General features: G+C 34.2%; 9 protein-coding genes and 1 rRNA gene. 1 reads left to right on the forward strand and 9 read right to left on the reverse strand.

Going from position 1 to position 13,023, the window contains the following annotated elements; translation table 11 throughout:
• The 9 genes from LC076_RS10670 to dnaA form a co-directional block, all read right to left on the reverse strand.
• A 16S ribosomal RNA gene (locus LC076_RS10670) occupies positions 1-403 on the reverse strand; the annotation flags it as partial.
• Between the two features lie 280 nt (positions 404-683).
• Entirely contained in the window at positions 684-1,757 is a 1,074-nt protein-coding gene (locus LC076_RS10675) for an HD-GYP domain-containing protein (protein WP_226668570.1), read from the reverse strand.
• Between the two features lie 277 nt (positions 1,758-2,034).
• The gene (gene gyrA / locus LC076_RS10680; protein WP_226668573.1) at positions 2,035-4,581 is read right to left on the reverse strand and encodes a DNA gyrase subunit A; all 2,547 of its coding nucleotides are present in this window, start codon (positions 4,579-4,581) and stop codon (positions 2,035-2,037) included.
• 359 nt (positions 4,582-4,940) lie between these two features.
• Positions 4,941-6,863, reverse strand: a complete 1,923-nt coding sequence (gene gyrB / locus LC076_RS10685; protein ID WP_226669322.1) for a DNA topoisomerase (ATP-hydrolyzing) subunit B — start codon at positions 6,861-6,863, stop codon at positions 4,941-4,943.
• Positions 6,864-7,007: 144 nt separating this feature from the next.
• Positions 7,008-7,256: an extracellular matrix regulator RemB gene (gene remB / locus LC076_RS10690; RefSeq protein ID WP_226668577.1), complete on the reverse strand. Its 249-nt coding sequence runs from the start codon at positions 7,254-7,256 to the stop codon at positions 7,008-7,010.
• An 11-nt stretch (positions 7,257-7,267) separates the two neighbouring features.
• On the reverse strand, positions 7,268-8,386 hold the full coding sequence (gene recF, locus LC076_RS10695; protein ID WP_226668580.1) for a DNA replication/repair protein RecF: 1,119 nt from the start codon (positions 8,384-8,386) through the stop codon (positions 7,268-7,270).
• A gap of 16 nt (positions 8,387-8,402) precedes the next feature.
• Positions 8,403-8,618, reverse strand: coding sequence for a S4 domain-containing protein YaaA (gene yaaA / locus LC076_RS10700; protein WP_226668584.1), 216 nt, complete (start codon positions 8,616-8,618; stop codon positions 8,403-8,405).
• Between the two features lie 314 nt (positions 8,619-8,932).
• Complete coding sequence (gene dnaN / locus LC076_RS10705; protein ID WP_226668588.1) at positions 8,933-10,069, reverse strand: DNA polymerase III subunit beta; 1,137 nt, start codon at positions 10,067-10,069, stop codon at positions 8,933-8,935.
• A 235-nt stretch (positions 10,070-10,304) separates the two neighbouring features.
• Positions 10,305-11,657, reverse strand: a complete 1,353-nt coding sequence (gene dnaA, locus LC076_RS10710; RefSeq protein WP_226668591.1) for a chromosomal replication initiator protein DnaA — start codon at positions 11,655-11,657, stop codon at positions 10,305-10,307.
• Between the two features lie 1,047 nt (positions 11,658-12,704).
• Here dnaA and rpmH point away from each other — a divergent pair.
• Positions 12,705-12,839 carry a 50S ribosomal protein L34 gene (gene rpmH, locus LC076_RS10715; protein WP_026561635.1) on the forward strand — a complete coding sequence of 45 codons (135 nt, stop codon included), beginning with the start codon at positions 12,705-12,707 and terminating at the stop codon, positions 12,837-12,839.
• Positions 12,840-13,023 lie beyond the last annotated feature (184 nt).

A 13,023-nucleotide genomic window follows, 5' to 3' on the forward strand; every position in this document is an offset into this window, starting at 1 on the left:
TTGCTCCGTCAGACTTTCGTCCATTGCGGAAGATTCCCTACTGCTGCCTCCCGTAGGAGTCTGGGCCGTGTCTCAGTCCCAGTGTGGCCGATCACCCTCTCAGGTCGGCTACGCATCGTTGCCTTGGTGAGCCGTTACCTCACCAACTAGCTAATGCGCCGCGGGTCCATCTGTAAGTGATAGCCGAAACCATCTTTCAATGTTGAACCATGCGGTTCAACATATTATCCGGTATTAGCTCCGGTTTCCCGGAGTTATCCCAATCTTACAGGCAGGTTACCCACGTGTTACTCACCCGTCCGCCGCTAATATCAGGGAGCAAGCTCCCATCAATTCGCTCGACTTGCATGTATTAGGCACGCCGCCAGCGTTCGTCCTGAGCCAGGATCAAACTCTCCAATAAAGTAGTGTTTGACTTGCTCATAGTTTGTTTCGTTTTTGTACTATATAGTACGTTTTGTTAATCGAAATTAACGTTGGCACGCTTGGTTTTGTTTAGTTTTCAAAGAACTTTAACCGCTCAAAAGCGACTCCTTTAATATAACATAAATCATCGTAAAGGGTCAAGAGTTTTTTATTTTAATTTTCAATAGAAAATAGTGAAAATCTCAATCTCTGATCGGCTGACTTTTAAGAGTATATCAGCTTAATAATCATGCGTCAACACAATCAGAGTATTTTCCTTATAAAAGTTCCTCAATAAAAAGGTCACTTCTATCTTTAAGAGCAATTATCTCTTCAGAATAATCATATTTTATTAACGGTCTTGTAGGATACTTCTCATCTACAAAGACGATTTCAGCGGCAAAGCCATCGGAAATTCTCACCTTTGTTCCTGCGGAAAATTTAATTAACGCTTGTTTTAGGGCATCTATTATCTTAATATCAAATTTACCAAATTCATCTTGCATTATCTGTTCTAGTACTTTAAAAGGAGATTGTTTACTTCGATATGGCCTTACGGATACCATCGCTTGATATGTATCTGCTAAAGCAACTATTTTGCTATAGGGATTTAATTGATCTCCTTTAACTCCGAGAGGATATCCACTGCCATCAATTCTTTCATGATGTTGTAGTACACCTAATTTTACTCCCTCTTTTATAGACATAATATTTTTCAATAAATTGTAACTATGAACAGGATGTTGCTTAATATCTTTATACTCTGTTTCTGTAAGAGTAATATTTTTTTTGACAATTGTAGGTGTAATTTTCGACATTCCACAATCACATAATAAGCCGGTTAGAGCAATTTGGTTAATATCACCTTGCTTATATCCTAGTTTTTGAGCAAGAAACGCACTAAGTAAAGCTACTGAAATGGAATGATGATAAATATATTCTTCTTGTTTACAGTAATGATATAGCTTTAAAATTTCATCTTCTGAACTTTGTGATTTTTCAACTAAAGGAATGATTATTTGTCTCACTTTACCTATATCGATTAAAACTCCTGATTGCCATTCAGTAAAAAGTTGTTTAAAGGATTGAACAGCCTCTGTATAGTTTTGATAGAAGTCCTGAAAAACATTTCCTTGCTCTATAGTTTCCTGTTCAACAGAATCAACTGGATATACTTTGTCTTGATCTGTATTTTCTTCCACATCAACTTCTTTAATTAAAAATGCTTGTAATGCTTCTTTAATATTCTTCGTTACTACTGTTTTTTTATAGGCAAGTGGCCTTTTAGTAGCTGAAATGATATCTTTTGATAGAATGTAACCTTCTTTTAATTGATTGATATGGATCTTCAAAGGAACCGCTCCTTTACTTTTATCTAATATAGTCCTGAGTGAAGTTATATTTCGGGATCATATTTCTTTTACTTTTATTATCTTGTAAAAGATTGAATTAGTACATAGCTAAATGATCATATTAGCAGAATGTTGCACATAGTATATGGTTTTTACATTCTAACCATATACTAGATACCACCTCAAAAAGTGACGATTTAATTAATGTAATGAGGTTTATTGCTAATAACCATTCAACAAAAAAGCTGATACATAAGTTGTATCAGCTTTTTTACTCTTATTCTTCTCCTTGAGAATCATCATTATTTTCTGATGTTTCATCAACTGGAGTATCACTAGTATTTTCAATTTCTTCAACAGATTCTGTATCTAAATCGTCATCTGTTTTCTCTATTTCTTCTTTCTCTACTAAGGCAACTGTAGAAACGGCAACATTTTCATCAAGTCTTATTAGTTTTACACCTTGAGTGTTACGTCCCATTGTAGAAATCGTATCAACATCCATACGAATTAATACACCGCTTGCTGTAATAAGCATTAAATCTTCCTCACCAGTTGCTGCCTTAACTGAAACAACAGGACCGTTTTTATCCGTAATATTACATGTTTTTAAGCCTTTACCGCCTCGGCTTTGTACACGGTATTCTCCAGAAGGGGTACGTTTTCCGTAACCATTACTTGTGACGATTAAAACATCGACACCTTCTTCTAAGATTTCCATACCAACTACTTCATCATCAGCATCTAAAGAGATTCCTTTTACACCAGTAGCTGTACGTCCCATTGAACGAACATCTGTTTCAGGGAATCTGATTAACATTCCTTTTTTCGTTCCGATGACCATATCTTTAGATCCATCTGTTAATTTAACTGAAATTAATTCATCTTCTTCACGCAGATTAACTGCAATCAAACCATTATTTCTAATGTTTGCAAACTGCGATAAAGGTGATCGTTTAGATATCCCTTCTTTTGTTGTAAAGAATAAATACCAATCATCAACAAATTCAGAAACTGGGATAATCGCATTAACCCATTCACCTTTTTCAACACTTAATAGGTTAATAATCGGAAGTCCTTTAGCAGTTCTACTATACTCAGGGATTTCATAACCTTTAGCACGATACACTTTACCTTTATTCGTAAAGAAAAGAATGGTGTCATGTGTAGAAGTTGTTAAAAGTTGTTCTACGAAGTCATCGTCATTTGTACCCATTCCTTGAATACCTCTACCTCCACGTTTTTGGCTGCGGTAAGTAGAAACTGGAAGGCGTTTAATATAACCATTATGAGTTAATGTAATAACAATATTCTCAACAGGAATCAAATCTTCATCTTCAATATTTTCAAGACCGCCAGCAACAATCTCAGTGCGACGCTCATCATTAAAACGTTCTTTAATTTCTATAAGCTCTTCACGGATAATTTCTAATACTTTTTCTTCGTCAGCAAGAATCGCTTTTAATTCAGCAATTAACTTAACTAAAGATTGATATTCTTCTTCAATTTTTTCTCTTTCTAAACCAGTTAATCTTTGCAATCTCATATCTAGAATGGCTTGTGCTTGCTTTTCGCTTAATGAAAATTGCTCTATCAACCCATTACGAGCTATTTCAGTCGTTTGTGAGCTACGAATTAACGAAATAACAGCATCTAGATGATCAAGAGCAATTCTTAATCCTTCTAAAATGTGAGCTCTTGCTTCAGCTTTTCTTAATTCAAAAGCAGTTCTACGTTTAATAACAACCTTTTGATGTTCTAAATAATAATAAAGCATTTGCTTAATATTAAGAACTTTCGGATGCCCATCAACTAAAGAAAGCATATTAATACCAAAGCTTGTTTGTAGTGCTGTTTGCTTATATAGGTTATTTAAAAGCACATTGGCATTGGCATCTTTACGAACTTCAATAACTACGCGCATTCCATTACGATCTGATTCATCTCGTAAATCTGTAATACCTTCAATTTTCTTATCTCGAACAAGCTCAGCAATTTTTTCCACAAGCTTTGCTTTATTAACTTGATAAGGCAACTCTTTAACAATGATAACTTGCTTACCAGAAGGCTTTTCTTCTATTTCTACCTTCGCACGGATCGTGATTGATCCACGCCCTGTTTCATAGGCCTTTCTAATTCCGCTTCTTCCGATAATTTGACCGGCAGTTGGAAAATCAGGCCCTGGAATAATCTCCATTAATTCAGGAATTGTTATTTCTGGATCTTTACTAATAGCTAGTACCCCATCAATAACTTCTCCGAGTTGATGAGGGGGAATGTTCGTTGCCATACCAACCGCAATTCCTGTTGCTCCGTTTACTAGTAAATTAGGAAATCTCGCAGGTAATACAACTGGTTCTCTTTCTGATCCATCATAGTTATCTTGATAATTAATTGTATCTTTGTTGATATCACGGATTAATTCCATTGAAATCTTAGACATTCTTGCTTCTGTATAACGCATTGCAGCAGCCGAGTCGCCATCAACAGAACCAAAGTTTCCATGTCCATCAACTAGCATATAACGGAAGTTGAAGTCTTGAGCCATACGAACCATTGTTTCATATACAGCTGAATCACCATGTGGATGATACTTACCAATTACTTCTCCAACGATACGTGCCGATTTCTTAAATGGTTTATCTGAAGTCATCCCTAAATCGTTCATTGCATAAAGAATTCTTCGATGTACTGGTTTTAAACCATCTCTAACATCAGGTAAAGCACGTGAAACGATAACACTCATTGCATAACCTAAGAAAGATTCACGCATTTCATTACTAATATTTCTGCCTATAACGTGTGAGTTTTGATTTTCGGCCATACTATAACAACCTCCCTTATTCCTTTATGTATTTTAAATTGGAAGAGGTAAATGATTTATATAAGAGAAATTAATTCCTGCCCAATTGGAGTATTAATATATCTAATAGTCTACTCTTCATTATAGCAATATTCACTAGAGATTACACATCTATTTCCTATAATATTACTAGAACTGTGAAAATCTCTGCTTTTCTATATTCTGATTAACAATTAATCTTACTAGAAAAAAACACCTCACCATGTAATGAGGTGTTGCATATTATTAAAGGCCTTTTTCTAAGCTACTGTCTCATTTCACTAATTATCAGGTGAAAACAGTGTTTATTTCTAATTCTTCCCCTTGTAGAAACAGCTCTATTAAATATCTAGGTTCTTTACATATTGTGCATTTGCTTCGATAAAATTACGTCTCGGCTCAACTTTGTCACCCATTAGGGTATCAAATGTTTCATCAGCATCAATTGCATCTTCTAATGTTACTTGTAATAATGTTCTTGTTTGAGGATCCATTGTTGTTTCCCAAAGCTGACCTGGATTCATTTCTCCTAAACCTTTATAACGCTGTATACCTGGTTTAGGCTGTGTTGGCATTTCAGCAAGGAATGTTTCAAGTTGACGATCATTATATGCGTACTCAATGCGTTTACCTTGTTGAATCTTATAAAGTGGTGGCTGTGCAATATAAATATATCCTTGCTCTATAATTTCTCTCATATAACGATAAAAGAAAGTTAGTAATAATGTTCGGATATGTGCACCATCTACATCGGCATCAGTCATAATAACAACTTTATGGTACCTAGCTTTGGCAAGGTCAAAGTCTTCGCCAATCCCAGTTCCCAACGCTGTAATAATCGCTCTTATTTCATTGTTTGATAAAATTTTATCTAATCTCGCTTTTTCAACATTAATGATTTTACCTCTTAAAGGTAATATCGCTTGGAAATGGCGATCTCTTCCTTGTTTAGCTGATCCACCTGCAGAGTCACCCTCAACGACATAAATCTCACTAATTGTAGGATCCTTCGAAGAACAGTCTGCTAATTTACCTGGTAGATTAGAAATTTCCAATGCGCTTTTTCTTCTTGTTAACTCACGCGCCTTTTTAGCTGCAAGTCTAGCTCTTGCTGCCATTAAACCTTTTTCAACAATTTTCTTAGCTGTTGAAGGATTTTCTAAAAGGAATTTATCAAACGCTTCAGAAAAGACTGAGTCAGTAACAGTTCGAACTTCTGAATTTCCTAGTTTTGTTTTCGTTTGACCCTCGAATTGAGGATCAGGATGTTTGATAGAGATGATTGCTGTAATTCCTTCGCGCACATCTTCACCTGATAAGTTATCATCATTTTCTTTAAAGATTTTATTTTTACGAGCATAATCATTAATGACTCGAGTCAAAGCAGATTTAAAGCCCGCTTCATGTGTTCCACCTTCATAAGTGTGAATATTATTGGCAAAAGAATAAATATTACTTGTATAGCTATCATTATATTGAATCGCTACCTCTGTTGTTATCCCATCCTTTTCACCTTCAATATAGACAGGCTCATCATGGATAACCTCACGAGTACGATTTAAATGCTCAACATATGATTTAATTCCACCTTCGTAATAGTATTCATTTTGACGTTTATTTTCACGTTTATCTTCTATCGTTATTTTTAAACCACGATTAAGAAAGGCAAGTTCTCTAATACGATTAGCTAATGTTTCATAATCGTATTCTATTGTTTCTTTAAAAATCTCTTCATCGGGTTTAAAATGGGTGATTGTACCAGTTATATCTGATTCTCCGATGACTTCTAAATCTGCTGCAGGTGCACCTTTATGGAATTTTTGGAAGTGAACTTTCCCTTCACGGTGAACCGTAACATCCAAAACGGTAGAAAGTGCATTAACAACAGATGCTCCAACACCATGAAGGCCACCTGAAACTTTATATCCACCGCCGCCAAATTTACCACCAGCATGTAGAACTGTCATAATTACTTCAACTGCAGGACGTCCCATTTTCTCGTGAATCCCTACTGGTATTCCACGACCATTATCTTTAACTGTAATGCTATTATCTTCTTCGATGATCACATTAATTTCATCACAGTGGCCTGCTAGAGCCTCATCAATACTATTATCAACAATCTCCCATACTAAGTGATGAAGACCTTTTGCACTAGTAGACCCAATGTACATTCCTGGTCGTTTACGTACAGCTTCAAGACCCTCTAAAACTTGAATCTGGTTTTCATCATATGATTGTTCTTGGACTTGGTTCTCTTCCATCGTCACACTGATTCACCTACACTTTTCCTAAAGCTTTCTTTTTTATTCAATTACTTAAGTAGCAATGATTCCTTTGAAGTGATATTTCTAGTAAAGGTTGGGTATATATAAATAAATTTAGAAGCAATTATATAAAAAACATGGTTATAAATCTATATCAAGCGCTATTTCTGCTCGTTTTTTTAAAGTACCTGACGATAATGATGAAAAATAAATTTTATCAAACGTTACAATAATTGATTTTGCTTCACCACTTGCAAGTTCGACAATTTTATCTTGTTGTTTCACAAAAAATTCATCAACAATAGGTGATTCGAGTGAGGACTGTCGATCTAAAATCATAACAACTTCTTTTGAGGGAACAACAAAATTGTCACCTAAATGAATATACAAAACAAATCACCTCATTTATCGTCTGAAAGCTTTCCTGCCTGTACATGAAATGTAGCCGCTTCTCTAAGTGTTTGATGATCAATACCTTCCACACTTGTTGTTGTTACAAAGGTTTGTACTTTCCCTTGTATCGTATTTAACAAATGTGATTGCCTATAATCATCTAACTCTGATAAAACATCATCTAGTAAAAGAATAGGATATTCCCCAATCTCATTATGAATCAAATCAATTTCAGCTAATTTTAATGATAGGGCGGTTGTTCTTTGTTGACCTTGTGATCCATATGTTTGAACATCATGATTATTCACAAAAAATAGCAAATCATCACGATGCGGACCAACGAGTGTCGCACCACGTTCAATTTCTTTTTCTTTGACAGTAGCAAACTTATTTTCGAATACTTCTATCATTTTCGACAAATCATAATCTTCTGATACATCCAAAGATGGTTTATATTTTATTGTCAGTACCTCTAACCCTCTGCTTATTCCTGAATGGATTGGTTGCGCCCACTTTTCTAATTCTGATATAAAACGTAATCGTTTAATAATAATTTTAGCAGCCGCTTCACTCAATTGCGCAGTTAGTACGTCTAACATTGTTCGATCTGTTTGCTTTCTTAACTGTAAAAGCTTCAAATAGTGGTTTCGTTGCTGCATAATCTTTTGGTATCTACTCAAGTCATGGAGGTAAATGGCTGATACTTGCCCAATTTCCATATCAATAAATCTTCTTCTTACCTGAGGACTACCTTTCACAAGGCTTAAATCTTCAGGGGCAAACATAATCACATTCATTGCTCCAACATATTGGCTTAGTTTTTCTTGTTCAATATGATTCAACTTAGCTTTCTTACCCTTTTTCGAGATAACTAATTGCATTTCTGCTGATCGATTATGCTTTTCCACACTACCCTCTATTTTAGCATATTCTTTATCCCAGTATATAAGTTCTTTATCATTTGACGTTCGATGTGACTTCGCCATGGCTAGAACATAGATTGACTCCATTACATTTGTCTTACCTTGTGCATTTTCTCCAAGGATAACATTTACTTTATTTGCAAACTGAATGGTTAAATCTTCATAATTCCGGTAATTTTTTAATTTCAGCTCTTTAATAAACAAATTTTGTACACCAACTTTAATTTTTCACAATGTATGTGCCGAAATCAGGAATATAAACCATATCGCCATTTCTTAATTTTTTCCCACGACGATTTTCAGGTTCATTATTCACAAAGATTTCGTATTCTCCTAAGAACCATTTTGCCATTCCACCTGATTGAATAACATCTGCTAATTTCAGAAATTGTCCAAGTGTTATGTACTCTGTATCAATCTTAACTGGTTTTGCCATAGCGAACCACCTTCCTTCAGTAGTCTCTAACTTTATATTTTACTAAAAAATCACTCTAAAGTACAACAACACAAGTATCACCTAATGTTGTCCACTGGAGAAACACACTAAAACCACACCAAGAACACTCGTAGTCCTTTTTACCCATACAACCATTTTTAGGTAAATTTTCATTTAACTTTAAAGTGTGAAAATACTGTGCAAATTCTATGAAAAAATAGCAACTTTACAGAGGGGAACATTCATGAAGTAAAGAAAACTAATGAATACAGAAAAGAGGCTGACCTACGCCAGACCTCTTTTCTAACTCATTATTAGTAAGTTCTTACAGGTAAAATAAGTTGTAGCATAGAATCGTCATTTGTTGTTTTGATAACAAAAGGTCTCATCGCTCCAGTAAAGTTGACATTTATTTCTGTTCCTTCAAGAGCTTTTAATGCGTCCATTACATATTTTGCACTAAAAGAAATCTTTAATTCTTCACCTTGTACTTCTTCCGCTTGAATTTCTTCACTTACTTTTCCAATTTCAGGTGAGTTAGAAGATATTTCAATCAATCCATCTGTAAAAGTTGAAAGTTTAACAACATTATTTCGAGCTTCTTTCGCTAATAATGATGCACGATCTATTGCTTGTAAGAAATCTTTAGAGTTTAACGTTAGGTTTGTTTTGCTATCAGCTGGAATTAGTCGAGATGTATCTGGGTAATTTCCGTCTAATAATCTAGAGAAAAATAATAGATTTTTGGCTTTGAATAATACTTGATTTTCAGTGATGACAATCTCAATCAATTCGTTTGTATCATCAAGGATCTTACTCAATTCACTTAAACTTTTACCTGGAATGACGACATTGTAAGTTTCAAGTTTTTCTGAATCTATCATTGCTTTTCTTAAAGCTAGTCTGTGGCTATCAGTAGCGATACAAATTAGTTCACCATTTTCTAATTTCCAGTTAACACCTGTTAATATTGGTCTCGTTTCTGAAGTAGAGACAGCAAAAACAGTTTGGCGAACCATAGCTTTTAATAGATCTGTTGGTATTTTAAATATATTTTCTTCCTCAATTTGTGGAAGGTGAGGATATTCTTCTGCATCCAAGCCATTTAAACTAAATTCAGCTTTTCCTGAACGAATTGTTGTTGAATGATGATTTCCTACTTCAATTTCTACAATATCTTTTGGTAGTTTTTTAACAATTTCACTGAAAAACTTTGCTTGTAAAACGACACTTCCAGCTTGAAGCACTTCTACGTTTTCTTTGTCATCTTCTTCACCAGGGATAAAAGATTCAATAGAAATATCAGAGTCACTACCTGTTAATGTTACTCCTTCAGAATGTGCAACAATTTTTATACCTGTCAATATTGGAATTGTTGTTCTAGATGAAACAGCCTTCATGACATCTTGAACACTTTGGACTAATTTATCTTTTTGAATAACGAATTTCATAAATGATTTTCCTCCTTATGCTTAACCAACATTTTTAACACTATGAACAAATGATTTCCATGAAATTTTCTGGTTATAGTTATATTATTTATTATAAAAAATATAGTAGTAATAGTAATAGGGGCTGTGGAAATGTGGATAACTGCGCTAAACGAAAGGAAACACAGCCTATCCACATGTGGACAGACTGTGTATATGTTTGCACCAGTTATTCACATAATTCAGTTAGTAAATTCTATGATCCTCTTAAAAGTCCGGTAATATCTTTAAGCTGCTTTTGTAATAATTCATCATTTTGAAGCAACTTAGAAATTTTTTCATGGGCATGGATGACTGTCGTATGATCACGACCTCCAAATTCTTCACCTATTTTAGGCAAAGATGAATCTGTTAATTCCCTTGATAAATACATGGCGATCTGTCTAGGGAACGCAACCGATTTTGTTCGCTTTTTAGCTTTGAAATCCTCTAATTTCACTTGAAATTCTTGTCCAACAACTCGTTGGATATCACTAATTAAAATGATTTTGGGCTTAGAATTTGGAATGATATCTTTTAATGCTTCTGCTGCTAAATCAGCATTTATATCTTTATTAATTAATGAAGAATATGCGACAACGCGTATTAAAGCACCCTCTAATTCACGTATATTTGAATCAATTTGATTAGCTATATAGAGCATAACTTCATTAGGAATATCAAGACCTTCAGCTTTAGCCTTTTTTCTTAAAATGGCAATTCTCGTTTCAAGATCTGGTGGTGTAATATCGGTTATTAAACCCCATTCAAACCTAGAACGAAGTCTGTCTTCTAAAGTAGGGATTTCTTTAGGTGGTCGATCGCTGGAGATAACTATTTGCTTACTTTCTTCATGTAGAGTATTGAAAGTATGGAAAAACTCCTCTTGAGTTTGTTCTTTTCCAGCTAGGAACTGAATATCATCTATAAGAAGTACATCAACACTTCTGTATTTATTTCTAAAGTCTACAGCTTTGTTATCACGAATCGAATTGATAAATTCATTTGTAAACTTCTCTGAAGATAAATAAACGACCTTTGCAGAAGGGTTATGATCAATTACATAATGCCCAATAGCATGCATTAAATGCGTTTTCCCTAATCCCACGCCCCCGTATATAAATAAAGGATTGTATGCTTTTGCAGGAGCTTCTGCCACAGCAAGAGAAGCAGCATGAGCAAAACGATTACCTGAACCAATAACAAAAGTATCAAATGTATATTTAGGATTTAGCATATTTTGAGGTAATTCAGTCTGTTCCTCATCGTTTTTATTATTTTTTTTAATTGGGGAATTTGGAACAAAATCATCGTCAGCTTGATTTTGCGGAATAATAAATTTAATCGCGAACTCTTCACCAGTTAATTGATAAATTGTATCTGCAATTAAATGCAAATAACGAGACTCTAACCAATCTCTAGCAAATTCATTTGGTGCTGTGATTGTTAAAGTATCTCCTTGTATTGTGTGAGCTTTTGTAGACTTCAGCCAAGTTTCATAACTCGGTTTACTAATTTTCTTTTCAATCTCTGATAAAGCTTTATTCCAAAGTTCGGATATGTTCTCCATTAGGTGTTTTGTCCCTCCTTTACAACAGTGTCTTTTTAAATGTATAACCTTTGTACAAGACACGAATACTCATGTATAAACATACAAAATTCAAAAATGTGCATAAATATATAATATAGTAGAAAAACGTCTTTTCGACAAAACTCACGCGTTGTGGACAACAATTTACACAAGCTGTTTATAAACTTTCCACACTTTATCCACAACCTGTGGACAAAGTTAATTTACAGATAGAATATTAAGAGTGAAAACACAAATATAATATCAAAATAAATCAATAGATGCAATGGTTTTTACAAACTTATCCACATAACTATTGATTTGTTGAGAGAAATTGTCCACAAGAAGCTAACTTGTGAAAAACTTGTCGATAACATATGTGGATACTGCAGAATGATGTCGAAAGTTTATCCACAGGCTATTGTGTTGTACATAAAATGACTTTGTAGATCTATATTTTTGAAAAAACGGATCACATATATGAGCAAATTTAAAATAGTAGGATGTGTAAAAAGATCAAGTTTGCGAAAACAGCCAAAGTAAATGTCTAGAGTGGGAATTAAGGAAAAGTGAGTCAATAAATGTTGATTTGAGTGAGATGTATGAGAATCCTGCTGGAGAAGAGGTAGTTTTTTTCAGGGAAAGCGAATGCCTGTAACGGAAATCAACAATAAATTTATCAGAGTCTAAAAAACGAGAAAATATAAAAAATAGCACTATTATGTTGTTGATGATCGTGAAACGCATGTGAATTCTGTTTAAAAAAGGATGTAAAGGGAGAAATAAGTCTGCTCGTGGTGAGGAGGCTTATGAACTATGGAGAAATTCTGAATGCTTGAAATAGGAATCAACAATAAAGTTTAACAACATCAAAATTTAAAAGAGGGTGAAGAGCATCTAGAAAGAAACGAGCAAGACAGAATAAAAAAATGCTTTTAAAAAAAGTCTTTATTTTTAAAAACGTTTCAACGGTTGACAATTCCTATGTTAGGTAACTATAATTAGTAGGACTGTCTTTAACTGTTATTCCTCAGGGAGGTGTCATATATGAAACGTACTTATCAACCAAATAAACGCAAACGTAGTAAAGTTCATGGTTTCCGTAGCCGCATGAGCACAGCTAATGGACGTAAAGTTCTTGCTCGCCGTCGTCGCCGAGGAAGAAAAGTATTATCAGCATAGGCCACTGACAAATCAGTGGTCTTTTTTTAACAAATAAGTAGATTTCATTAATTGCTTCTTTTTTATAATAAAGAGGGGAGAAATTGTTTGAAATCTATTTACTACATAAATGATTTATGTTGAGTTAGAACTTGACTAGTTTAAATCAGAATTATTTCAGACATAATGAAGGTGAGAATTCTGT

It is taken from the genome of Metabacillus litoralis (assembly GCF_020524045.1).
In the GTDB taxonomy this organism is placed as follows: Bacteria; Bacillota; Bacilli; order Bacillales; family Bacillaceae; genus Metabacillus; species Metabacillus litoralis_C.